At 36.3% G+C, this 24,922-nt stretch carries 27 protein-coding genes and 2 rRNA genes (1 of these 29 running past the window's edge); 28 read left to right on the forward strand and 1 reads right to left on the reverse strand.

Annotation, left to right across the window (positions count from 1 at the left end):
* The 13 genes from BC6307_RS23145 to rsmI form a co-directional block, all read left to right on the forward strand.
* Window positions 1-282, forward strand: a 23S ribosomal RNA gene (locus tag BC6307_RS23145); it begins 2,653 nt to the left of the window's first position.
* A 78-nt stretch (window positions 283-360) separates the two neighbouring features.
* Window positions 361-477: ribosomal RNA gene (gene rrf / locus BC6307_RS23150) — 5S ribosomal RNA — on the forward strand.
* Window positions 478-1,694: 1,217 nt separating this feature from the next.
* Window positions 1,695-1,895, forward strand: coding sequence for a sigma factor G inhibitor Gin (locus tag BC6307_RS23155; protein WP_066419693.1), 201 nt, complete (start codon window positions 1,695-1,697; stop codon window positions 1,893-1,895).
* Between the two features lie 113 nt (window positions 1,896-2,008).
* The gene (locus BC6307_RS23160) at window positions 2,009-3,481 is read left to right on the forward strand and encodes an aminotransferase class I/II-fold pyridoxal phosphate-dependent enzyme (protein WP_066419694.1); all 1,473 of its coding nucleotides are present in this window, start codon (window positions 2,009-2,011) and stop codon (window positions 3,479-3,481) included.
* Window positions 3,478-4,116 (forward strand): dTMP kinase, encoded by a 639-nt coding sequence (tmk, locus tag BC6307_RS23165; RefSeq protein ID WP_066419696.1) that lies wholly within the window; start codon window positions 3,478-3,480, stop codon window positions 4,114-4,116. The genes BC6307_RS23160 and tmk overlap by 4 nt, the downstream gene beginning before the upstream one ends.
* 46 nt (window positions 4,117-4,162) lie before the next feature.
* Window positions 4,163-4,492 (forward strand): cyclic di-AMP receptor DarA, encoded by a 330-nt coding sequence (locus BC6307_RS23170; protein WP_066419697.1) that lies wholly within the window; start codon window positions 4,163-4,165, stop codon window positions 4,490-4,492.
* Between the two features lie 60 nt (window positions 4,493-4,552).
* A complete protein-coding gene (locus tag BC6307_RS23175; protein WP_066419699.1) occupies window positions 4,553-4,993 on the forward strand; it encodes a YaaR family protein in 441 nt (146 codons plus the stop codon).
* Window positions 4,994-5,009: 16 nt separating this feature from the next.
* The gene (holB, locus tag BC6307_RS23180) at window positions 5,010-6,002 is read left to right on the forward strand and encodes a DNA polymerase III subunit delta' (protein WP_066419700.1); all 993 of its coding nucleotides are present in this window, start codon (window positions 5,010-5,012) and stop codon (window positions 6,000-6,002) included.
* A gap of 4 nt (window positions 6,003-6,006) precedes the next feature.
* Entirely contained in the window at window positions 6,007-6,834 is an 828-nt protein-coding gene (locus BC6307_RS23185; RefSeq protein ID WP_066419702.1) for a PSP1 domain-containing protein, read from the forward strand.
* Window positions 6,835-6,847: 13 nt separating this feature from the next.
* Window positions 6,848-7,213 (forward strand): DNA replication initiation control protein YabA, encoded by a 366-nt coding sequence (gene yabA, locus BC6307_RS23190; RefSeq protein WP_066419704.1) that lies wholly within the window; start codon window positions 6,848-6,850, stop codon window positions 7,211-7,213.
* Between the two features lie 119 nt (window positions 7,214-7,332).
* Window positions 7,333-8,073 (forward strand): tRNA1(Val) (adenine(37)-N6)-methyltransferase, encoded by a 741-nt coding sequence (locus BC6307_RS23195; protein ID WP_066419706.1) that lies wholly within the window; start codon window positions 7,333-7,335, stop codon window positions 8,071-8,073.
* Window positions 8,063-8,344, forward strand: coding sequence for a GIY-YIG nuclease family protein (locus tag BC6307_RS23200; RefSeq protein WP_066419707.1), 282 nt, complete (start codon window positions 8,063-8,065; stop codon window positions 8,342-8,344). Before BC6307_RS23195 ends, BC6307_RS23200 begins: the two co-directional genes overlap by 11 nt.
* The gene (rsmI, locus tag BC6307_RS23205; RefSeq protein WP_066419708.1) at window positions 8,322-9,200 is read left to right on the forward strand and encodes a 16S rRNA (cytidine(1402)-2'-O)-methyltransferase; all 879 of its coding nucleotides are present in this window, start codon (window positions 8,322-8,324) and stop codon (window positions 9,198-9,200) included. Before BC6307_RS23200 ends, rsmI begins: the two co-directional genes overlap by 23 nt.
* Before the next feature lie 234 nt (window positions 9,201-9,434).
* On the opposite strand, the gene BC6307_RS23210 is transcribed toward rsmI, so the two are convergent.
* A complete protein-coding gene (locus tag BC6307_RS23210; RefSeq protein WP_066419709.1) occupies window positions 9,435-9,716 on the reverse strand; it encodes a transition state genes transcriptional regulator AbrB in 282 nt (93 codons plus the stop codon).
* A 458-nt stretch (window positions 9,717-10,174) separates the two neighbouring features.
* Here BC6307_RS23210 and metG point away from each other — a divergent pair, with 458 nt between their 5' ends.
* From metG to BC6307_RS23285, 15 genes are all read left to right on the forward strand, one after another.
* Complete coding sequence (gene metG / locus BC6307_RS23215) at window positions 10,175-12,163, forward strand: methionine--tRNA ligase (protein ID WP_084380637.1); 1,989 nt, start codon at window positions 10,175-10,177, stop codon at window positions 12,161-12,163.
* A 118-nt stretch (window positions 12,164-12,281) separates the two neighbouring features.
* Window positions 12,282-13,064, forward strand: a complete 783-nt coding sequence (locus tag BC6307_RS23220) for a TatD family hydrolase (protein ID WP_066419712.1) — start codon at window positions 12,282-12,284, stop codon at window positions 13,062-13,064.
* A gap of 209 nt (window positions 13,065-13,273) precedes the next feature.
* Entirely contained in the window at window positions 13,274-14,473 is a 1,200-nt protein-coding gene (locus BC6307_RS23225; protein ID WP_066419713.1) for a G5 and 3D domain-containing protein, read from the forward strand.
* Between the two features lie 244 nt (window positions 14,474-14,717).
* Window positions 14,718-15,272 carry a ribonuclease M5 gene (gene rnmV, locus BC6307_RS23230; RefSeq protein ID WP_066419714.1) on the forward strand — a complete coding sequence of 185 codons (555 nt, stop codon included), beginning with the start codon at window positions 14,718-14,720 and terminating at the stop codon, window positions 15,270-15,272.
* Window positions 15,273-16,154, forward strand: coding sequence for a 16S rRNA (adenine(1518)-N(6)/adenine(1519)-N(6))-dimethyltransferase RsmA (rsmA, locus tag BC6307_RS23235; RefSeq protein WP_066419716.1), 882 nt, complete (start codon window positions 15,273-15,275; stop codon window positions 16,152-16,154). It abuts the gene before it with no gap.
* A gap of 467 nt (window positions 16,155-16,621) precedes the next feature.
* Entirely contained in the window at window positions 16,622-17,506 is an 885-nt protein-coding gene (gene yabG / locus BC6307_RS23240) for a sporulation peptidase YabG (RefSeq protein WP_066419718.1), read from the forward strand.
* 259 nt (window positions 17,507-17,765) lie between these two features.
* Window positions 17,766-18,032, forward strand: a complete 267-nt coding sequence (veg, locus tag BC6307_RS23245) for a biofilm formation stimulator Veg (protein WP_066419720.1) — start codon at window positions 17,766-17,768, stop codon at window positions 18,030-18,032.
* Window positions 18,033-18,188: 156 nt separating this feature from the next.
* Window positions 18,189-18,374 (forward strand): small, acid-soluble spore protein, alpha/beta type, encoded by a 186-nt coding sequence (locus BC6307_RS23250; protein WP_066419722.1) that lies wholly within the window; start codon window positions 18,189-18,191, stop codon window positions 18,372-18,374.
* Window positions 18,375-18,563: 189 nt separating this feature from the next.
* Complete coding sequence (gene ispE, locus BC6307_RS23255) at window positions 18,564-19,433, forward strand: 4-(cytidine 5'-diphospho)-2-C-methyl-D-erythritol kinase (RefSeq protein ID WP_066419723.1); 870 nt, start codon at window positions 18,564-18,566, stop codon at window positions 19,431-19,433.
* A gap of 56 nt (window positions 19,434-19,489) precedes the next feature.
* Complete coding sequence (purR, locus tag BC6307_RS23260; protein ID WP_066419725.1) at window positions 19,490-20,326, forward strand: pur operon repressor; 837 nt, start codon at window positions 19,490-19,492, stop codon at window positions 20,324-20,326.
* Window positions 20,327-20,345: 19 nt separating this feature from the next.
* Window positions 20,346-20,720 carry a RidA family protein gene (locus BC6307_RS23265; protein WP_066419727.1) on the forward strand — a complete coding sequence of 125 codons (375 nt, stop codon included), beginning with the start codon at window positions 20,346-20,348 and terminating at the stop codon, window positions 20,718-20,720.
* 117 nt (window positions 20,721-20,837) lie between these two features.
* Window positions 20,838-21,134 carry a septation regulator SpoVG gene (gene spoVG / locus BC6307_RS23270; protein ID WP_066419729.1) on the forward strand — a complete coding sequence of 99 codons (297 nt, stop codon included), beginning with the start codon at window positions 20,838-20,840 and terminating at the stop codon, window positions 21,132-21,134.
* A 205-nt stretch (window positions 21,135-21,339) separates the two neighbouring features.
* Window positions 21,340-22,710, forward strand: coding sequence for a bifunctional UDP-N-acetylglucosamine diphosphorylase/glucosamine-1-phosphate N-acetyltransferase GlmU (glmU, locus tag BC6307_RS23275; RefSeq protein WP_066419731.1), 1,371 nt, complete (start codon window positions 21,340-21,342; stop codon window positions 22,708-22,710).
* Window positions 22,711-22,736: 26 nt separating this feature from the next.
* Complete coding sequence (locus BC6307_RS23280; protein ID WP_066419733.1) at window positions 22,737-23,690, forward strand: ribose-phosphate diphosphokinase; 954 nt, start codon at window positions 22,737-22,739, stop codon at window positions 23,688-23,690.
* Window positions 23,691-23,783: 93 nt separating this feature from the next.
* Window positions 23,784-24,425 carry a 50S ribosomal protein L25/general stress protein Ctc gene (locus BC6307_RS23285; RefSeq protein ID WP_066419734.1) on the forward strand — a complete coding sequence of 214 codons (642 nt, stop codon included), beginning with the start codon at window positions 23,784-23,786 and terminating at the stop codon, window positions 24,423-24,425.
* The last annotated feature ends 497 nt before the right edge of the window (window positions 24,426-24,922 follow it).

Here is a 24,922-nt window from a genome sequence, read left to right on the forward strand (position 1 = left end):
GTCGTGGGCGTAGGAAATTTGAGAGGAGCTGTCCTTAGTACGAGAGGACCGGGATGGACGCACCGCTGGTGTACCAGTTGTCTTGCCAAAGGCATAGCTGGGTAGCTACGTGCGGACGGGATAAGTGCTGAAAGCATCTAAGCATGAAGCCCCCCTCAAGATGAGATTTCCTTTAGCGCAAGCTAGTAAGATCCCTGAAAGATGATCAGGTTGATAGGTTCGAGGTGGAAGCGTGGCGACACGTGTAGCTGACGAATACTAATCGATCGAGGACTTAACCAATTTAAATGAACGATATGAATGATCTTGATGAAAATATATTATCTAGTTTTGAAAGAACAATTCTTTCAACTAAATATGTCTGGTGATGAAGGCGAAGAGGTCACACCCGTTCCCATACCGAACACGGAAGTTAAGCTCTTCAGCGCCGATGGTAGTTGGGGGCTGTCCCCCTGTGAGAGTAGGACGTCGCCAGGCAGAAGAAAAAAACGGTTTAGTGCTAATAGGCGCTGACCGTTTTTTAGTTTGTTCGGTATGGGAACGACCGAAGGTCGAAAAGTAAATAATATTAAAATGGAATAGAAAATAAAACAGTACACTCCCGATGGTGCCAGAGAAGCGAGAAGATCGAGGAAGCGAAGGCCGTGAGGACCGGAGTGTACGTTTGCGAGGGTACATGAGGACCGGAGCGGCAGAGCTGACGAAGAGATTCGAAGCTTATCGGGCGCCAACGGCGAACACGGAAGTTAAGCTCTTCGGTGCCGATGGTAGTTGGGGGCTGTCCCCCTGTGAGAGTAGGACGTCGCCAGGCAAAAGGAAAAAACGGTTTTGTGCTAATAGGCGCTGACCGTTTTTTTGTTGTCTAGTTCCAGGCGTTAGCGGCTAACAAACTTCCCATTCTGTCCGTACGATAAGTCAACATCGGTTCATGCTAACGCATTCACCGTGTTTCCTTTATCTCCTACCAGAATAGTCCAGTTTGTACGCCGCTGATCGAACGCCTTCCACTTTTCTACTTTGTTCGGTATGGGAACGACCGAAGGTCGAAAAGTAAATAATATTAAAATGGAATAGAAAATAAAACAGTACACTCCCGATGATGCCAGAGAAGCGAGAAGATCGAGGAAGCGAAGGCCGTGAGGACCGGAGTGTACGTTTGCGAGGGTACATGAGGACCGGAGCGGCAGAGCTGACGAAGAGATTCGAAGCTTATCGGGCGCCAACGGCGAACACGGAAGTTAAGCTCTTCGGTGCCGATGGTAGTTGGGGGCTGTCCCCCTGTGAGAGTAGGACGTCGCCAGGCAAAAGAAAAAAACGGTTTAGTGCTAGTAGGCGCTGAACGTTTTTTTGTTGTCTAGTTCCAGGCGTTAGCGGCTAACAAACTTCCCATTCTGTCCGTACGATAAGTCAACATCGGTTCATGCTAACGCATTCACCGTGTTTCCTTTATCTCCTACCAGAATGTCGAGACCCCCCTTCTTTGGGTATGGACCAACTTAAATACTAGAAGGGTTATCAAAAATTTTGCGCTTGGCTAACACTTCCGTTTTTTACTAATAAGTTTATTTGTAATCAAGACAGACACAGACTAGTAGCAACGTCATACACTTTATATAAGATAATCAAACTACAAAGTTAAAAGTCTTGTATATATAAAGCATGTTTAGGGCAAAATAGTTGATGGAGGTGGAGAAATGAATCAAAGTATTCGTTCATCCGTTGGGGAAACGTGTATTATATGTGAAGAGATAAAATATAGAGGTTTACATCTTTATACAGAATTTATATGTTTGGATTGCGAGAAAGATATGTTAAATACAAGTACAGACGATCCAAAATATAAATATTATGTACAACAACTAAGAAAGATAAGCCTCCCCAAAATGTATTCTTAAAAAAGTCCTTTAAAAGGGCTTTTATTTTTGTAATAAAATACTAACTTGTTTACTTTATACAATAAGAGGTTAATAACTTGTTATAATAAAATAAAAAAAGGAATAGAAAAAAGATGAATAGTAAAAGTAAAAACGATATAGACACTCCTATATTTTCTACATTAATGAATCATTTTGAAAAAAAACCAATATCAGGACATGTTCCAGGTCATAAATATGGTACAGTATTTCCGAAGGAAGGTAGGCGATTTTTTGATAATATTTTAAAAATTGATGCTACCGAAATTACTGGTCTGGACGATTTACATGACCCACAAGGAATAATAAAAGAAGCACAGCAATTAACTGCTCAATTGTATGGATCCGAACGTACATATTTTCTTGTGAACGGCTCGACGGTAGGAAATATAGCAATGATTCTTGCCAATTGTGAAAGAGGAAGTAAAGTACTCGTTCAAAGAAACTGCCATAAATCTATTTTAAATGGAATAGAATTAGCTGGAGCAGAGCCAATTTTTATCATGCCTGAGTATAATCAAATGATCGGTGTATCTACTTCCATTACACTCGAATCGTTAGAGGAGGCATTAGACCAATATAATAACGTTAGTGGCCTTATTATAACAAATCCTAATTATTACGGATTAACCGTTCCTTTAACAAAAATAATTGAAAAGGCACATGATTACAATATTCCCGTTTTAGTGGATGAAGCACATGGAGCTCATTTCGTCATAGGTGACCCATTCCCTTCAAGTGCTATTCGATGTGGAGCAGATATTGTCATTCACTCAGCACATAAAACATTACCTGCGATGACAATGGGCTCATTTCTACATATGCAAGGAAACCTCGTAAACCGAGATCGAGTGGAATATTATCTCCGGATGTTACAATCAAGTAGTCCGTCCTATCCTATTATGGCTTCGCTAGATTTAGCAAGAGCTTATATCTCCAATTTTCGGGAACAGTCTAGCCTACTAATAGAAAAAATAAATAATTTAAAAGAAGAGATAAGTACAATAGAAGAAATTGAAATTGTGGAATCGGAAGAAAATGTTAAAATGGATCCACTTAAAATTATTCTTCGGTCAACCGTAGGATTGTCAGGGTATCAATTACAAAGTTTACTAGAGTCAGAAAATATATTTCCAGAATTAGCGGACTTACAAAATGTACTTTTTATCTTGCCATTGAGCACGGAAGAACATTTTCATGGTATGATTAATAAAATAAGGAAAGCAGTTCATTTAAAAGGAGATAATAGAAAAGAATCTCCAAATCCTTTAAATTTTGTAGATAAGTCAATAAGGAAACTTAGTACTTTACACATTCCGCTAGATAAACAGTACATGTTTAGAAAAGTAGAGTGCGATCTCCTACAAAGCGAGGGGAAAGTTAGTGCGGAAACAATTGTCCCATATCCACCTGGTATTCCAGTTTTGTATAAAGGGGAAGTAATAACAAAAGAAATAATTGAGTATATTACAACATTATCTGAACAAGGTGCTAAACTTCAGGGGAAGGAATTAGCGAAATATCGAAAAATATATGTTTTTTATATAGAAAAGGAGTTACATCAGTGAACGGACTATTTATAACTTTTGAAGGACCTGAAGGAGCTGGAAAAACAACAGTCATCCAAAGACTTGCAAAAGATTTTAGTAACGAATTGAATATTTTATTAACTCGCGAACCTGGTGGAATATCAATTGCTGAGCAAATTAGAGCTGTTATTTTAGATTGTGACAATACGAAGATGGATGCTAGAACAGAAGCTTTACTATACGCTGCTGCTAGAAGACAGCATTTAGTTGAAAAAGTTCTACCTGCACTCGAAAAGGGCAGTATTGTACTTTGTGATCGTTTTATTGATAGCTCGTTAGCTTATCAAGGATATGCTAGAGGACTAGGGATAGATGAAATATTAAAAATAAATGAATTTGCCACACAAAAGCATATGCCGAATTTAACAATTTATTTTGATGTGGAACCAGAAGAAGGACTTCGAAGAATTGCAGCGAATAATAATCGTGAAATCAATCGTTTAGATGAAGAAACTATTGATTTCCATTATAAAGTAAGAAAAGGTTATCACCTCGTAATGGAAAAATTCAAAAACCGTTGTGTACTAGTTGATGCTTCTAAAGATTTAGAATCAGTTTATGAAGAAGTAAAGGCTATATTTATTCAAACCATCAAGGAGAATTTCCAAAAATGAGTCAGTGAAGAACTGCCTAATTAATGGTAAAATGGAGGGGATGTAGGTGAAACTTATTATGGCTGTTGTACAGGATAAAGACAGTAATAAGCTTCTAAATGCGTTAGTGGAACATAACTTTCGAGCTACAAAGTTAGCTAGTACGGGTGGATTTCTTAAGTCTGGTAATACAACCTTCATGATTGGAACTGAAGATGTACGGGTACAAAAAGCTTTAGATATTATTAAAGAAAATTGCCAACATCGACAGCAGCTTGTTGCTCCTGTATCACCAATGGGTGGAAACGCAGATTCTTATGTACCGTACCCAGTTGAAGTAGAAGTGGGCGGCGCTACTGTATTTGTACTTCCTGTTGAAGAGTTTCAGCAGTATTAATATAGGCGGCTAACTAAGCTGCCCTTTCTGTTATTTAGTTAGAAAGGAAGCAGGACTAAAATGAAGATAACATCAGAATTCCGGACAGGTTTAGATAAAAATAGAGTAGAACAACCTAACGGATCAAATAAAAAGGCAGTATTTGGAGATATGTTACAAAAACATGATTCCAAATTAAAGTCTAATCAATTACAGTTGCTAATGCACGATATTAATAATGCAGGGGATCGTCTTAGTAATTCAAGGACGTTTCAAGACTTAGCAAAATACAAAACGTTAGTAAAGCGATTTATGGAAGAAACGGTTGAATTCGGTATGGAACTTAATCAATCTTATCATTGGACGCAAGATGGACAAGCAAGGCAGCTACAACTTGTACATCAAATAGATGAAGCATTACTTTCTTTAACGGGAGATGTAATGAATAAGGAAAAGAACAGGCTTGATATTTTAAGTAGTATCGGTGAAATTAAAGGTTTATTAATAAATTTATATACGTAGTAAGTGAGTGATATAGGTGTTGAAAAGCTGGACACAACTATCGGACGTTCAACCGACTGTTGCAAAAATTGTTGTAAATAGTTTACGTAGAGACCGTATTGCCCACGCATATCTTTTAGATGGTATGAAGGGTACTGGGAAAAAAGAGACAAGCTATTTATTTGCTAAAAGCCTCTTTTGTAAAAACCGAGATGGAGAAGATCCATGTCATCAATGTGTAAATTGTAAAAGGATCGAATCAAGAAATCACCCTGATGTTCATGTTGTTGAACCAGATGGAAATTCGATTAAAAAACATCAAATTCAGTACCTACAAGAAGAATTTTCAAAAACAGGATTAGAATCAAAGCAAAAAATATATATTATTGATCATGCTGATAAAATGACAACAAGTGCTGCTAACAGCTTGTTGAAATTTTTAGAAGAACCGAACCAAGAGACTTATGCCTTTTTATTAACGGAAAATATCCACCGAATATTAAATACGATTATATCAAGATGTCAGCCTTTGTCCTTCCAAGCGTTAACCTCAAAAAGATTGATAGACAAGCTAGTGGAACAAGGATATTCACCGTCTATATCCACAACCGTAGCACAACTAACGAATGATATGAATGAAGCTTTAGAACTATTAACAGACGACTGGTTTGCAGAAGCAAGATTATTAGTGATAAAATTATATGAAACATTGCAAGTAAGACCACAACAAGCCTTACTATTTATTCATGAAAAATGGATGCCGCATTTCCCAGATAGAAGTCAGTTAGAAATAGGACTAGATTTATTATTATATATATATAAAGATATGTTATATGCACAGCTTCAAAAAAATGAGGAGATAGTTTTTATTGATCAGCTCGAATTGATTGAAAAACAATCATTGCAAACAACTCAAAGTAAAATTGTTGATCAACTATCTTTTATATTACAAAGCAAGTCTAGGTTAGCGTCAAACGTAAATGCTCATTTATTAATGGAGCAAATAGCACTAAACTTGCAGGAGGGATAGTAGCTTGTATGAAGTAGTAGGAGTTCGCTTTAAAAAAGCGGGAAAAATATATTATTTTGACCCAAATGGGCTTAATATAAATGAGAACGAATTTGTAATTGTAGAAACAGTAAGAGGAATCGAGTACGGTAGAGCAGTTTTGATTGGGAAAAAGGTGGAAGAGGAAGATATAGTACTTCCATTAAAGAAAGTACTTCGAATTGCAGACCAGAAAGATCGCTTAATTGTAGAAGAGAATAAAAAAGCGGCAGAAGAAGCGTTTCACATTTGTTTTGAAAAAGTAGCAGAACATGGAATTGACATGAAGCTTGTAGATGTAGAATATACCTTTGATCGAAACAAAGTTATTTTTTACTTTACAGCTGATGGTCGTGTAGATTTCCGTGAACTTGTAAAAGATTTAGCAGCTATTTTCCGAACTAGGATTGAATTACGTCAAATTGGTGTTCGTGATGAAGCAAAATTACTCGGTGGTATTGGACCTTGTGGTCGGATGCTTTGTTGCTCCACCTTCCTTGGAGATTTCGAACCAGTATCGATTAAGATGGCTAAAGACCAAAATTTATCTTTAAATCCTTCTAAAATTTCAGGGCTTTGCGGACGATTAATGTGTTGTTTAAAATATGAAAACGACGAATACGAATCTGCAAAAGAGCAATTACCTGATTTAGATGAGGTAATTGCAACACCTAGAGGTGAAGGTAAAGTAGTTGGCTTAAATATTTTAGAAAGAGTATTACAAGTACAATTGCTAGAAGAAGAAAAGGTTATTGAATACACCTTAGATGAATTAATCAAAGAAGGAACCGTTTCGATACAAGCCACAGATTAATGAGGTGGAGATATTGGACAAGAAACAAATATTTGATTCGGTTACGAACATGGAAGAGCAAATAGGTCACTTATATAAGCAATTAGGTGAATTAAAAGAACAGCTAGCCCTTTTTATTGAGGAAAACCACAACCTACAAGTTGAAAATATTCATCTTCGCAACCGTCTAGAGCACTTTTCTCCTTCTGAAGAAAATATTGAAAAGATAGACAAAGAAACAGAAGGGAAAAAAGATGAGCAAAGGGCGGAAATTGGGGAAGGCTATGATAATTTAGCTCGCTTATATCAAGAGGGATTTCATATTTGTAACTTACATTTCGGAAGCCCAAGAAAAGAAGGGGATTGCTTATTTTGCCTCTCCTTCCTTAATAAAAAGTAAAGGTCGCCTATTTTTGGCGACTTTTTCTTTACGTGTTAAGAGAGACTAATTTTATAACTATTTATTTTTTTAACACCAACAATTAATCCATTAATGCTCGTCATAGAAAGGAAATAAATATGGTACAGTTACAAGGTGATGAAAGATTAGATTATTTACTAGCGGAAAATTTAAGAATTATACAAAGTCCTTCTGTGTTCTCGTTTTCTTTAGACGCAGTGTTGTTATCTCGTTTTGCGTCTATACCAATTCAAAAGGGGAGCATTGTCGACTTATGTAGTGGAAATGGAGTAGTTCCGTTACTAATGAGCTCTAGAACGAAAGCCTCCATCATTGGGGTTGAAATACAAGAACGGTTGTCAGATATGGCAAAGAGAAGTATTACATATAATAACTTAGAAGAGCAATTATCAATTATACATGGTGACTTAAAAGATATGCCAAAACAATTAGGAAAAGAAAAGTATGATAGTGTTACATGTAATCCTCCTTTTTTTCCAACTGTATCCGAAGAGAAGATTAGTGACAATATACATTTAGCGATTGCACGTCATGAAATATATTGTACGCTAGAGGATGTTATCCAAGTAAGTAGCCAATTATTAAAACAAGGGGGAAAAGCAACGTTTGTTCATCGTCCTGGAAGGTTGATTGATATCATAACGTTAATGAGAAAATATAAATTAGAACCGAAACGGATGAGGCTAGTTCACCCGAAAGAGGGAAAAGAAGCAAATACCTTATTAATTGAAGGAATAAAAGACGGAAAGAAAGATCTAAAGGTTTTGCCACCGTTAATTGTTTATACGGAAGATAACGAGTATACACCTGAAATTAGGAGTATATTGTATGGAGAATAATGAACACTATTTTTATGTATTACAATGTGCGGACAAGTCTTATTATGCTGGTTATACAAATAATGTTGCTAAAAGAATTGATGCACATAATGCGGGAAAAGGTGCAAAATATACGAGATATCGAACCCCTGTCCATCTAATCTATCAAGAGCAATATTCAACAAAAAGAGCTGCGATGCAAGCAGAATACCGCTTTAAACAATTAACAAGAAAACAAAAGGAAATTTATATAAAAGAGGGATTATGGAATGGAGCAATGGACACAGTCTAGTTTTTCCGATAAATACGAATATGGACGATTATACTTAGTGGCAACACCGATAGGAAATTTAGAAGATATTACATATCGTGCTCTACGAATATTAAAAGAAGTAGATATTATTGCTGCGGAAGACACTAGACAAACAAAAAAGTTAAGTAATTACTTTGAAATTGCAACACCGTTAATAAGTTATCATGAACATAATAAAGAACAAAGTGGTTACAAAGTAATCCAATTACTGAAAGAAGGAAAAGACGTTGCTTTAGTTAGTGATGCCGGAATGCCTTGTATATCCGATCCAGGATATGAATTAGTAGTAGAAGCAATAAAAGAAAAACTATATGTCATACCTGTACCAGGAGCTAACGCTGCGTTAACGGCTTTAATAGCATCAGGTTTACGAGCACAACCATTTTACTTTTACGGTTTTTTAAATCGACAAAAAAAAGAAAAGAAAAAAGAGCTAGATGCGTTTAAAAAATTAAAAGATACGATTATTTTATATGAGTCTCCTCACCGTCTTAAAGAAACATTAGTACTCATTCAGGAACAATTAGGTGATCGAAATATAGTTTTAAGTAGAGAGCTAACAAAACGTTTTGAAGAGTTCGTAAGAGGACCTGTAGGGGAAGTGCTCGAAAAAATAAAACAGCATGAAGTAAAAGGAGAATGCTGTTTAATTATTGAAGGCATTGAAATGGAGCAAGAAGATGAGGAAACAGAGTGGTGGGTAGATTTATCAATTGAAGAACATGTTCAACAAATGATAGAAGAAGGACATTCTTCTAAGGATGCCATCAAGCTAGTAGCAAAAGAAAGAAATATACCGAAGCGAGAAGTGTACCAATCCTATCATATTAATTAATAAAGAATAAAAGCGGAGGCGTCTCGCTCTGGCTCGACAAGAAAGGTATGGCGCTGAAGGTTTTGTCGACGGGAAGTGACTGACTTATGTCTCGAGGGCTATGTCGCCAGAGCTAGACGTAACAAAAGATGTCAAAAGCTATCCACAAGCTTTCCAGTGTTATAACCTCCTTAAAATGAAAAAAGCTTCAAGTGTTGAGTTAAAATCAACCACTTGAAGCTTTTGCTGTTTACATTATTTTGTTACTAATCTATTTTGGATTTCTTCCACGATTTTTTCTGCACCTTCACGGCTTAAGATGATTTTACCTTCTGCTAAAGTAAGGTTATCATCAGAAACTTCACCAGTAACTTGGCAAGTCATGTTTGGTTTGTATTTCTTTAAGATGATTTTTTCATCATCTACATAAATTTCTAATGCGTCTTTCTCAGCAATTCCTAAAGTTCTACGAAGTTCAATTGGAATCACCACTCGGCCAAGCTCATCAACTTTACGTACAATACCTGTAGATTTCATTTGTTTTTCTCCCTTCATTTTATAAATCATGTATGGTTTTTGGCATAGTGTTTCGTCATTATTCGACATTTATTCTATGAAACAATCATAGCAGTATTTACATTTTCCGTCAATCATTTTATTCTAGAATTTTGTACTTCTATTAAAATATGTATAATATACTCGGTGAGAACCCTATAAAATCAACATTCTTCATAAAGTAATACTATTTGGTGAATAATATATTTTTTCCAAAAAAATAATGCACTAAAAATAGATGACGAGCAAATTCGACAAAATACGACATATTCTACATAAACTTGTCGAAACAATGTTTTTGTAGTTTTCCTTTCGATGAAGTAGTAGTTACCATTCAGGAGTGAAAGAATGTATAATAATAAGAAGAATTAGGTTAAGATGTATCTATTAATGATACTAATTAACTTCCATTTTATATACAATTCGTACAAAAGGAGGATATTGTGTTGGTACAAAAAACATTTTATATTACTACTCCCATTTATTATCCAAGTGGTAAATTACATATTGGTCATGCGTATACTACGGTTGCAGGGGATGCGATGGCTCGTTACAAAAGAATGCGTGGATATGATGTGATGTACTTAACGGGTACAGATGAGCATGGTCAAAAAATACAAAGAAAAGCGGAAGAACTAGGTGTCTCGCCTCAAAAATATGTCGATGATATCGTAGTTGGTATTAAAGAGCTTTGGGCCAAGATGGATATTTCATACGATGATTTCATTCGTACAACGGATCAAGGTCATAAAGAAACAGTCGAAAAAATCTTTCAAAAACTGCTTGATCAAGGAGATATTTATTTAGACGAATATGAAGGTTGGTATTCTGTTCCAGATGAGACTTTTTATACAGAAACTCAATTAGTCGACCCAATCATGGAGAATGGAAAAGTTGTTGGTGGGAAAAGTCCAGATAGTGGACACCCAGTTGAATTAGTTAGAGAGCAATCTTATTTCTTCCGCATGGGTAAGTATGTTGATCGACTTCTTCAATACTACGAAGAAAATCCTACGTTTATTCAACCAGAGTCTAGGAAAAACGAAATGATCAATAACTTCATAAAACCAGGATTAGAAGATTTAGCAGTATCTAGAACTTCGTTTGACTGGGGAGTAAAAGTTCCTGGAGATCCTAAACATGTTATTTATGTTTGGATTGATGCGCTATCCAACTATATTACTGCATTAGGGTACGGTTCAGATAATGACGAAAAATATTTAAAATACTGGCCGGCTAATGTTCATTTAATGAGTAAAGAAATTGTGCGTTTTCATACAATATATTGGCCAATTATGTTAATGGCGTTAGATTTACCGTTACCTAAACAAGTATTTGCACACGGTTGGCTATTAATGAAAGATGGGAAAATGTCTAAATCTAAAGGAAATGTAGTGGACCCAAATACTTTAATAGACCGTTACGGATTAGATGCTCTTCGCTACTATTTATTACGAGAAGTACCGTTTGGTTCAGATGGGGTATTTACGCCAGAGGGATTTGTTGATCGTGTAAACTTTGATTTAGCGAATGACCTTGGAAACTTATTAAACCGTACTGTAGCGATGATTGGGAAATACTTTGATGGTGTAGTACCAACATACAATGGAAATGTAACGAATTATGATGAAACACTATCTAATTTCGCAAAAGATACTGTAACTAATTATGAGCAAGCGATGGAGAAAATGGAGTTTTCCGTAGCTCTAAGTACGATTTGGCAATTAGTAAGCCGTACAAATAAATATATAGACGAAACGCAACCTTGGGTGTTAGCAAAAGATGAAGAAAACAGAGAGGGACTCGCTTCTGTCATGACTCATTTAGCAGAAAGTTTGCGATATACAAGTGTAATGTTAAAGCCATTTTTAACAAGAACACCAGACAAAATCTTCAGTCAACTAGGAGTTAACGAATCTACTTTGACAAATTGGGATAGTATCCAAACTTGGGGAGTTATACCTGAAGGGACAAAAATAGAAAAAGGTGAGCCATTATTTCCAAGGTTAGAAGTAGCGGATGAAGTAGAATATATTAAAACCTCTATGTCAGGAAGTTCTGCTCCTACAATCGAAAAGGAACAAGAAGAGCAGGAAGAAACTCTACCGGAAATAACAATAGATGATTTCTTTAAAGTTGACTTGCGGGTAGCAAAAGTAATAGAAGTGGAACCTGTTAAAAAGGCTAATAAGCTGCTAAAACTTCAGCTAGACTTAGGATTTGAAAAGAGACAAGTCGTGTCCGGAATTGCAGAATTTTATAAACCAGAAGAGCTTGTTGGAAGGAAAGTTATTTGTGTCACAAACTTAAAACCAGTTAAGCTTAGAGGTGAATTATCGCAAGGAATGATATTAGCTGGAGAAAAAGACGGTGTATTATCACTAGCTACTGTAGATGAGGAATTACCGATAGGTGCCAAAGTAAAATAATAATTATATAGAAATACTATTTGGAAATAGGTGTTTCACGTGTAACGACGGGTAACACCTTTTCCTTTTTTGAATTAGGAAAGAATAATCATAACTAAATTAAAATGAGGTGTTCTCTTTGTTGTTTGATACACATGCCCACTTGAATGCTCATCAATATGAAGAAGATTTACAAGAAGTGATTGATCGGGCTATGAGTGAAGGGGTAACGAAAATTGTTGTTGTAGGTTTTGATAGACCTACCATTACACGTGCAATGGAGTTAATTGATCAATATGACTTTATATACGCAGCAATTGGATGGCATCCAGTAGATGCAATTGACATGAAGGATGAAGACTTACAATGGATAGAAAAATTATCCCAGCATGAAAAAGTAGTTGCAATAGGGGAGATGGGATTAGATTATTATTGGGACAAATCTCCAAAGGAGGTTCAACAGGAAGTTTTCCGTAAACAAATTCGCCTTGCTAAAAAATTAAAATTGCCAATAGTTATACATAACCGTGATGCAACAGAAGATGTCGTAACAATATTAAAAGAAGAGGATGCTCAAACGGTTGGGGGGATCATGCATTGCTTTACTGGTAGTATAGAAGTGGCACATCAATGTTTAAATATGAATTTTTATATCTCGTTAGGTGGTCCCGTTACCTTTAAAAATGCAAAAAAACCGAAAGAAGTGGCTAAAGAGATTCCTTTAGATAAATTACTTATTGAAACGGATTGCCCGTATTTAACACCGCACCCATTTCGTGGGAAGCGAAATGAGCCAGGTTACGTGAAGTATATCGCAGAGCAAATTGCAGAATTAAAAAATATTTCATACGAAGAAGTTGCAAGACAAACAACTCAAAATGCAGAAAAACTATTCGGCATTAATCGACACAAACACATGTAATTTATGGAAGAATCTTGTCCAATTATAAACTAATTCAAAAAAGTTCTACATGCCTCTTTTTCCTCATAGGATAAACTGTCGAGAAGTTATGCTTTCCTTTTTTTTAGATTGTCTGCATAATAAACAATACGTCAGGGCAATAAAGGGAGGGGTTGACAAGGCAGAAACAACTGTTTATAATCCATCCAAGGAGAAGGAGGCGTTTTTGCATGTTTCAAAACATGAAAAAACTGTTTTCCGGTTCTATGGGGAGAAAAAAATTAGTTATTATTATTACTAGTTTTATAGTCTTCCTAACCATACTAAGCTTCGGTACATACGAAGCGACAAAAGCGTCCGTAACAGTTAACGTTGATGGGGAAGAAGTAAACGTTCGAACTCATGCTAAAACTGTGGCAGACATCCTTAATGAACTAGACATCACTGTTCGATCAGAAGACTATTTATTTCCGGAGAGCTCAGAGCTTGTTACAAACTCGATGGAAATAGTATGGGAACCAGCCAAACAGATTACGCTTAATGTTAATAACGAAGAGCAAATCGTTTGGACAACGGCGAAAACAGTAAAAGAGCTTTTAGCTCAGCAAAACATAACAGTATCGAAACACGATAAAATTAATCCTAGTCTTGATACAGAGTTAGAAAAGGATATAAACATTGTATATGAGCAAGCATTTGAACTTACCTTAACAGTTGGTGGAGAAGAACAACAAGTGTGGTCAACTTCGACTACGGTCGCTGACTTTTTAGAACAGCAAGAAATTACGTTAAATGATTTAGACCGAGTTGAGCCTGGATTAAAAGCAATGGTTACGAGCGATTCTAATGTGGAAGTTATTAGAGTTGAAAAAGTCACCGATGTAGTGGAAGAACCGATAAAATTTGGTGTTGTTACGAGAAATGATAATTCTTTAAACAAAGGTAAAGAAAAAGTTGTTCAACAAGGTCAAGAAGGTTTAGTTGCTAAGCATTACGAAGTTATTATCGAAAATGGTAAAGAAGTTTCAAGAGAATTAGTAGAAACAAAGACATTGAAAGATAGTAGTGACCGAATTGTGGCAGTTGGAACGAAGCAAGCTCCTCAACCACAACAGGTCTCTAGAAGCAACAGTTCATCGTCAAAAGAATTTTATGTTTCATCTACAGCGTATACTGCTAATTGTAACGGGTGTAGTGGAATAACGAGCACGGGAATCAATTTAAAGGCTAACCCTAATATGAAGGTTATTGCCGTTGACCCTAGCGTTATACCTTTAGGAACAAAAGTTCATGTTGAAGGTTACGGTTATGCAGTAGCTGGAGATACTGGTGGTGCGATTGTTGGAAATAAAATTGACGTATTTTTCCCAGATAAGCAAAGTGCTTACCGCTGGGGATCAAAGCGTGTAAAGATTACAATTTTAGATTAACGTAAAGAGCAGAGGTGTTTTTACCTCTGTTTTTTTATTTACATTCTAGCTATAAATCGTATACAGCCTATTTTTTAATCCTCTTGGCTCAAAATTAGTTTTCGGGGTGTTATTAATACAAATACTAATTCAAGCCTTGTTGCGCTTTTTTTAACGTTTTGCGTTATAATATAAAAACATAAAAACAACTCTATATATATAGACGTATGTACATATGAAAAGTTGCATGATTTCGGAGGAAAAAATGAAAATAAAAGAAATAATCGTTGTGGAAGGAAAAGACGATACAGTAGCGATAAAAAACGCAGTTGATGCAGATACAATTGAAACAGGAGGATCTGCTATTAATAGAGAAATTTTGGAACGGATTAAACATGCACAAAAAACTAGAGGTGTGATCGTATTTACCGATCCAGACTTTCCAGGGCAAAAAATAAGACATACTATATCAGAGTATGTACCAGAATGTAAACATGCCTTCCTGCCGAAGGAACTAGCTAAAGGGAAAAATGGAAGGGGCATCGGAGTGGAGCATGCAAGTAAAGAATCAATTATTAAGGCTCTAACTGGGCTTCATCAATCGTATGAAGGGGAAAGCGAGCTTATCCCTATGTCTGTTTTGATTGATTACCATTTAGTTTCCCATCCAGCGTCAAAGGTGAGAAGAGAGCGTCTCGGAAACATATTAAATATAGGCTATACTAATGGGAAACAGCTGCAAAAAAGACTCCAAATGTTCCAAATAACGACGGAGCAACTAGAAGAAGCGGTGTCACAAATTAACCAGGAGGAAAGCTAAATGCATAAAGATATTGCAACACCTGTTCGAACAAAGCAAATATTAGAAAAGTATGGCTTTTCGTTTAAAAAAAGCTTAGGGCAGAACTTTCTCATTGATACAAATATATTAAGAAATATTGTAGACGCAGCTGAAGTAACAGAAGAAACAGCTGCCATTGAAATAGGTCCAGGGATTGGAGCATTAACGGAGCAAATCGCTAAAAGAGCAGGTCAAGTGATTGCATTTGAAATTGATCAACGACTATTGCCAATACTAGCAGAAACGTTAGAGCCTTATAACAATATTAAAATTATTCATGAAGATATTTTAAAGGCTGACGTACCGAAAGTGTTAAAGGAAGAGTTAAAGCCTTATAGTGAGTTAAAAGTAATTGCTAATCTTCCTTACTATGTAACAACACCAATCATTATGAAATTGCTATCAGAAGACTTACCTCTGCAGTCCATAACGGTTATGCTTCAAAAAGAAGTGGCAGATAGAATGACTGCTAAGCCTGGTACGAAAGATTATGGGTCGTTATCTATTGCAGTTCAATATTATACAAATGCCGAAACCGTAATGATTGTCCCTAAAACTGTATTTGTCCCACAGCCTAACGTTGATTCGGCGGTTATTAGACTAACCGTTAGGAAGGGTAGAGCTGTTACTGTTTTAGATGAGGAATTTTTCTTCTCTGTCGTGCGTGCTAGCTTTGCACAAAGAAGAAAAACGATTTTAAATAACTTATCAACGAATTTGCCGAATGGAAAGGTAGAGAAAGATTCGATATTAGAAGCGCTACAAATGGCTCAGATTGACCCGAAACGACGCGGAGAAACGTTATCTATTGAGGAGTTCGGTTTTCTAAGTGACACGCTTTATAAATTGTTAAATAAATGATGGACTTGCTTTTTAGAGCAAGTCTATTTTTTTTTATAAGCTAGTTGTCTGCGGCTCCTTGTATGTCTAGCCCATCCGCTACTTCCGGTACACAGTTTGATTGGACCCTAAGCGATTCACCTACGCTTTTCTAATCACCAAGGGGTATTTGGTTGCATAGTCTAGTTTAGGTGGCTGTTAAGTTAGCTGCTCGTCTTCCAGTTATGAAGTGAGTAAAACTTTTGATAGAACTTAGGGTGCGGTGTTCTGGAGAGAGAAGTTTTTGATAATCTGACCGCAAGCGAAAAGTGAAAAATCTGTTTAACGGAGCAGTTAAATGGATTAACGTTTATCTTATAGTCTTGAAGTGACGTCAAGCTCCGGTGTTGTGGTCCCAATGGCTTTTACTCTCTGTTTGTGATAAGGGAGAATGTATTTACTTGACCGAGAAAAACACCTAAGCTTTTTTGGTTTTGGAGGGAGTAACGATGAATATAAATGTTGGAGATATTGTTGCAAGAGCATCATATAAATTTGACTTGCTATTCCGAGTTATTGATATATATCACAATGAGAAAGGAGAAAAAATAGTACTTCTATATGGGGAGGATGTTCGCTTAATGGCGGATGCACCTTATGGTGATTTAAGAAAGATGGACAATATTGAAGTACAAGAAAGAAAAAAAGTAGAAGATATGAGATTAAGTCGTTCCTTATATCTTTTTCAGCAAGATTACGAGTTAATTCGTGAAAAAAGTGAATACGAGGTTACAGGAGGATATCAAACCGATAATGAATATTTTCAAGTGCCGGGGAAAGTTTTGCATATAGATGGAGATCCTCTCTACTTACAAAAGTGTTTAGATTTGTATTCAAAATTTCAAGTGCCAGTTCAAGGGGTGCATTGTCATGAAAAAGAAATGCATTTAAAGATTGGAGAATTAATCGATAAGCATAGACCAGATATTATTGTTATTACTGGTCATGATGCATATTCGAAATCAAAAGGAAAAGTATCAGATATAAAAGCATACCGTCATTCACGCCATTTTGTTCAAACAGTAAAAGAAGCTAGAAAAAAAGTCCCTCACTTAGATCAGCTTGTCATCTTTGCAGGAGCTTGTCAGTCTCATTTTGAATCATTAATTAGGGCAGGAGCGAATTTTGCGAGTTCACCTTCTAGAGTAAATATACACGCCTTAGATCCTGTGTATATTGTTGCTAGAATATGTTTCACCCCATTTATGGATAGGGTAAATGTGTGGGATGTATTACGTAACACATTAACAGGAGAAAAGGGATTAGGCGGTATTGAAACGAGAGGATTACTTCGTACAGGTATGCCGTATCGGAAACATGAAGAAGACTTCTGACAATTTTCGTTAGAAGTTTTTTTGTGTTGTTCACTATGAGTAATAGAGGTTTTTATTTTATATATCAAGCGAAGTAAAAGTTTTTAAAATATTTTTACATAGTAACGGAACTATTGGTGCAAAGTAATTGTAGACATTTGGAGATAATTGTTGATTAAATTATATTGACGAACTTTATATCTGGTTGATATAATTTAAAGTTTTATTTGTCTTTTTTCACGTTTTGTGCTATACTTAAAAATAGTGAGGTGGAGTAAAAATGGGAAAAACGCTAAATGATATTAAAAGTACGTTAGATTCTAACTTAGGGAAGAGATTAACTCTTCGTGCGAACGGTGGTCGTAGAAAAACTATTGAGCGTGTAGGTGTTTTAGCAGAAACATATCCATCTGTCTTTGTTATTGAACTAGATCAAGATGAAAATGCGTTTGAACGTGTATCCTACAGCTATGCAGATGTCCTCACAGAAACGGTACAACTTACATTTATTGAAGAACAAGGTAATATGGCTTTAAGTGGGCAGTAGACAAAAGTTTGCTGCTTTTTATTTTGTTCTAATTCAGGTCTTGTTAATATGTGCCATGAAAATAAATACTATACAATCAAATTTTTGCATGAAATAAATTACGTAATACTTATTCATACTAATAATGTCGTATCATTTTGAAAGGGGTTGCGTAACATGGGCAGACGTCGTAGAGGTATTATGTCTCCTCAGTTAAAAGAGGAGCTAGCAAAAGAGTTAGGTTTTTATGATGTAGTGCAGCAAGAAGGCTGGGGAGGAATCCGGGCTAAAGATGCTGGAAACATGGTAAAACGAGCTATTGAAATTGCTGAACGTCAACTTGCTCAAAAAGGTAATCAATAATAAAATTTCAAAGATACGACAACCGAAGCCTGCGCTTCGGTTTTTCTTTGTTAATAAAAATTATTACAACATGTTATGTGGATTGATTTATAAGTCGATATTGTTTTTATGATGGAAGTTTCACAACGTACAAGATAATGGTACAATACATAAATAATCAATGGAGAGACGAAAAAGTAGGTGAAAAAAGTGAAGGTGTTAGAAAAAGCCCCAGCTAAAATAAATTTATCGCTAGATGCTCTATATAAGCGGGAAGATGGTTTTCATGAAGTGAAAATGGTAATGACAACAATCGACCTTGCTGACCGAATTGAGCTAACAGAAAGAACGGATGGACAAATCGAAATTATTTCGCATAATCGATTTGTGCCAGACGATAACCGTAATTTAGCATATCAAGCTGCACAATTACTCCAAAAAAAGTATGGAGTTACAAAAGGGGTATCGATTGAAATATCAAAAATTATCCCAGTTGCTGCTGGCTTAGCGGGAGGAAGTAGTGATGCAGCTGCTACGCTAAGGGGATTAAATAAATTATGGAATCTTGGGCTAACATTAGATGAATTGGCAGTACTAGGAGCAGAAATCGGTTCTGACGTTTCTTTCTGTGTATACGGGGGCACAGCTTTAGCGACGGGAAGAGGCGAAATCATCCAACCTATTCCTGCACCTCCGCATTGTTGGGTCGTTCTTGCGAAGCCAACAACAGGTGTATCAACGGCTGAAATATATAATAATTTAGATTTAAAGAAAGTAAATCATCCAAATGTTGATGGTATGGTAGAGGCAATTAAAAACCAAAACTATGAAGAAGTTACAAAGTTAGTTGGGAATGTGTTAGAATCTGTTACTTTAAAACTTTATCCTGAAGTTGCCCAAATAAAAGAACAAATGAAACGTTTTGGAGCAGATGCGGTCTTAATGAGTGGAAGTGGCCCAACAGTTTTTGGACTAGTTCAACATGATTCCCGATTACATCGAATGTACAATGGATTAAGAGGATTTTGTGATCAAGTGTTTGCGGTTCGACTTATTGGAGAACAGAATAAACTTGATTAAATCCGTATATTAATGGTATATTTACTATAAAATTTTCGGATTTTAGGAGGGGTTCCATGAAACTGCGAAGAAGCGGTCGCCTCGTAGATATGACTCATTATCTGCTCCAAAACCCACAGACGTTAGTTCCTTTGTCATACTTTGCGGATAGATACCAATCAGCGAAGTCTTCAATTAGCGAAGATTTAGGGATTATTAAGCAAACGTTTGAACAGCAAGGTATTGGATCATTATTAACAATTCCAGGTGCAGCGGGTGGAGTGAAATATATTCCATATACAGGCTTGGAAGAGGCCACACAATTTATTGAGGAACTGAGTGAATTAATTGCGAAGCCGGACCGTTTATTACCCGGTGGCTATTTATATATGACTGATATATTAGGTAATCCGAAGCTATTGAACAAAATCGGCAAAATGTTTGCAACAGCCTTTAAAGACACAAAAGTCGATATTATTATGACAATGGCAACGAAAGGGATACCTCTTGCGCACGCTGTTGCAAGTTATTTAGACGTTCCTGTAGTTATTGTTAGAAGAGATAGTCGAGTAACAGAAGGATCAACAGTAAGTATAAACTACGTATCAGGGTCTTCTAAAAGAATTCAAACGATGTTGTTAGCAAAACGAAGCTTAGAAACGGGTTCAAACGTGTTAATTATTGATGATTTCATGAAAGCTGGTGGAACGGTTAATGGAATGGTAAATTTATTAGCCGAATTCCAAGCGAACGTGGCGGGTATAGGAGTTCTAGTGGAATCAGAAAACGTAGAAGAGCGACTAGTAGAAGATTATATTTCATTAGTGAAATTAGAGAACGTAAATGAAAGAGATCGTCAAATTGAAGTGAACCCAGGAAATTTTTTAACGGTAATGTCAAAAAGTAATGAATAAAATCTAGGAGGTATGTACTGTGAAAATTGTAAAAACTTTAAATGCACCGCAAGCTATTGGTCCATATTCACAAGGCGTTGTAGTGAATAATATGTTTTATAGTTCTGGTCAAATTCCTTTAAAGCCGAATGGGGAATTAATGGATGGAAATGTACAAGAACAAACGCACCAAGTTTTTCATAACTTAAAGGCAGTATTAGAAGCAGCGGGTGCAAGCTTAGATACCGTTGTGAAAGCGACTGTTTTTATCAAAAACATGGATGATTTCCAGGCTATAAATGAAGTGTATGGAGAGTATTTTCATAGTCATAAACCAGCTAGATCTTGTGTGGAAGTGGCAAGGTTACCGAAAGATGTATTAATAGAAATTGAAGTAATCGCATTAATAAAGTAGTTTTTTCATGTTTATTCACTTTTTTAAAAAAAACTTTTAGTATTTAGAAGGATTTTGAAAATTTTCGGAGAATTTATAATACTAAGTTTTTGTTTAAAGTAAAAGGTGGTGAACAGAATGGAAGTAACTGACGTAAGATTACGCCGCGTTAATACTGATGGTCGCATGAGAGCGATAGCATCTATTACATTAGATCATGAATTCGTTGTTCATGATATTCGTGTAATTGATGGAAACAATGGGTTATTCGTAGCGATGCCAAGTAAACGTACACCAGATGGGGAGTTCCGTGACATTGCTCATCCGATTAACTCTGGAACTCGTTCTAAGATTCAAGACGCTGTATTAGCGGAATATGACCGCTTAGGCGAGTTAGAAGTTGAGTATGAAGAAGCAGGAGCAGGGGCATCATAAAATTTTTCTTAAAAAAGGTATATTTGCCATTGGCTGTCGACATTAGTCGGCAGCCTTTAATTTTGTCTTTTTAACAATTATCCCCAAAAACGTGTTCGCGCACTAAATTAATTTGTAAAATAAATGTACTTTTATGAACTTCCTTGAAAACCTATCGTATTTAGGATATATTCGTAATGGATAATTAGGTAAATGGAGGCCTGTTATGGTTAATAAATATGCTGTCATATTAGCAGCCGGACAAGGAACAAGAATGAAGTCGAAATTATATAAAGTGCTTCATCCAGTATGTGGAAAACCTATGGTTGAACATGTTGTAGATCATGTAACCAGTTTGAATTTAGAAAAAATAGTGACGGTAGTAGGACATGGAGCTGAAATGGTAAAAAACCATTTAGGAAATCGTAGTGACTATGTTCTTCAAGAAGAGCAATTAGGAACTGCACATGCAGTGATACAAGCAGCACCAATCTTAAATAATCTACAAGGAATTACCCTCGTTATTTGTGGCGACACACCACTTATTACACCTGAAACGATGGAGAAGCTTGTTGAGCAGCATGAAACAACTGGAGCAAAAGCAACTATTTTGACTGCTTATGCAGAAGACCCGTCTGGTTATGGTCGAATCATTCGCGATAATAACGGACATGTGAAGAAGATTGTCGAGCATAAAGATGCTTCGGAGGATGAGTTAAAAGTAACAGAAATTAATACTGGAACATATTGTTTTGATAATGAGGCACTATTTGAAGCGCTTACAAATGTATCTAATGATAATGTTCAAGGGGAATATTACTTACCAGATGTGATTGAAATCTTAAAAAATCAAAATGAAATTGTAACAGCGTACCAAACGTTAGATCTAGATGAAACGTTAGGTGTAAACGACCGAGTTGCTTTAAGTCAGGCTGAACAAATTATGCAAAAACGTATCAATAAAAAACATATGGTAAACGGTGTTTCTATTATTGATCCAGCTAACACATATATTTCAGCAGAAGCTATGATAGGTAGAGATACAGTCATTTATCCAGGAACGGTTATTATCGGAAAAACAACAATAGGCGAGGATTGTCATGTTGGACCACATTCTGAAATTAAAGATTGTGTGATTGGTAATAATACATCTATCCGTCAGTCAGTTGCTCATGAAAGTGAAATTGGAAATGATGTACAAATTGGGCCATTTGCACATATACGTCCTGCATCTACAATCGGAAACGAAGTGAAGCTTGGAAATTTTGTGGAAGTAAAGAAGTCCACGTTTGGAGACGGAAGTAAAGCTTCTCATTTAAGTTATATCGGAGACGCAGAGGTCGGAAAAGATGTAAACCTTGGCTGCGGTTCTATAACAGTAAATTACGATGGCTCGAAAAAGCATTTAACAAAAATAGAAGATGGAGTTTTTGTTGGATGTAATTCTAATCTTGTTGCACCTGTCACAATTGGAAAAGGTGCGTATATTGCTGCTGGTTCAACTATTACGGAAGATGTACCAGGAGAAGCATTATCTATTGCAAGGGCTCGTCAAGTAAATAAAGAAAACTACGTTCAAAAATTAAGCAATAAATGAATTTAATTTCGGAGGTTCTTATTAACATGTCTTATAAATATGCAAACACAAATTTAAAAGTTTTCTCTTTAAATTCAAATATCGCTCTAGCGGAAGAAATTGCTCAACACGTTGGAACAACGCTTGGAAAAAGTAGTGTTACTCGTTTTAGCGACGGTGAAATCCAAATTAATATTGAAGAGAGTATTCGTGGCTGTGATGTATTCGTCATCCAATCTACAAGTGCACCGGTAAATGAGCACATTATGGAAACGTTAATTATGATTGATGCATTAAAAAGAGCTTCTGCTAAAACAATCAATATTGTTATGCCGTATTATGGATACGGTAGACAGGATCGTAAAGCACGTGCAAGAGAACCGATTACGGCAAAATTAATTGCAAACCTATTAGAAACAGCTGGTGCGCATCGTATCATTACACTTGATTTACATGCTCCACAAATTCAAGGTTTCTTTGACATCCTAATAGATCACTTAATGGGTGTGCCTATTCTTGCTGAATACTTTGAAAGTAAAGGTTTAGATGAGCTTGTTATCGTATCACCTGACCACGGTGGTGTTACAAGAGCAAGAAAACTAGCGGACCGCTTAAAAGCACCAATTGCAATTATTGATAAGCGTCGCCCTCGTCCTAATGTAGCGGAAATTATGAACATTGTTGGTCATATTGAGGGGAAAACAGCAATACTTATTGATGATATGATTGATACAGCCGGTACTATTACGTTAGCTGCTAACGCTTTAGTGGAAAATGGAGCAAAAGAAGTATACGCTTGTTGTACTCATCCAGTATTATCGGGACCGGCTATCGAGAGAATTGAAAACTCAAAAATTAAAGAGCTAGTTGTAACGAATACGATAGCTCTTCCAGAAGAAAAATGTATTCCAAAGATTACACAATTGTCTGTTGCAGAGCTAATTGCAGAAGCAATCGTACGTGTACACGAAGAGAAATCAGTTAGTACGTTATTTGATTGATTGAGTGAAAAATATTTTTTCTGTGATTAACTTTTTAGTAATAGGGAATGGATATATATAGACAAGTTCTTATATTACTAGGAAGGTGATTATATGGAAGCTGTATTAGAAGCAAAAGAACGCTCTAGTTTTAATAAGTCTGGGCGTAGTCAAGTAAGAAATGAAGGCTATATTCCAGCAGTTGTCTACGGAAATAATACTTCGAACAAATCAATCGCAGTTAATGAGAAAGATTTTATTAAAACAATTCGAGAAGTTGGGCGAAACGGAATTATTACGCTAGCTGTTGGGTCGGACAAAAGAAAAGTGATGCTTTCTGATTATCAAAGAGACCCATTAAAATCATCTGAATTTGTTCACTTAGACTTCCAAGTCGTCAATTTTTCGCAAAAAATTGACGTGGATGTAAATATTGTTTTAACTGGAGAAGCTAGCGGTGTAAAAGATGGAGGAGTGTTACAGCAATCCCTTCACTCTGTTTCTATTAGTGTGCTTCCAAACGATGTTCCGGAACAAATTGAGCTTGATGTTAGTCATCTAGTAGTTGGAGATACGGTTACTCTTGCTGATGTCCCTTCCTCTAACTTCGAGATAAACCAAGATTTAGAAACGACTGTTGCGTCCATCTTACCTCCGAAGCAAGAAGAAGAAATAAATAGCGGCGAAGAACAAGAGGCTGGGCAACCAGAAAATGTAGAAGGTCGTGAAACAACTGAAGTAAATGAAGAAGCGTAACCACATGGTTGCGCTTTTTGATTAAAAGATAGAAAACGTAATACCACTTAGAACAAAGACACGTGCACATTCCTGTTACTTTTAAGGTAGACACTATGCAAGTGAAAATTTGCATCATAAAGAATGAAAAATGGATGGATCGACTTTGAACAGCTACAATTTTTTACCTTTCCAAATCTAGTACCCTGAGTGGAACGGAGCGGAAGACACTTGACTCCAGCGGGAGGTAGAGGGAAGGTCGAGACCCCACAGGCGCAGCCGAGGAGGCTCGACTCCCTCCCCGCGGAAAGCAAGTGTCTGCAGCGAAGTGCAACGGGCTAACTTAAAACGTATAAAAACAAACGTTGCCTACAATGAAATGCAATATTTCTAAACACGCCTATTTTCAGGGGAGACTATCAAACAAGTGAAAATTTGCATAAAGAGGAATGAAAATAAGGAACGTGTGAATTTTTATCATTCATCAGCTATCATATACATATATTTTAAACCTCGTT

The sequence above is a fragment of the Sutcliffiella cohnii genome (assembly GCF_002250055.1).
GTDB classification, from domain to species: Bacteria; Bacillota; Bacilli; order Bacillales; family Bacillaceae_I; genus Sutcliffiella; species Sutcliffiella cohnii.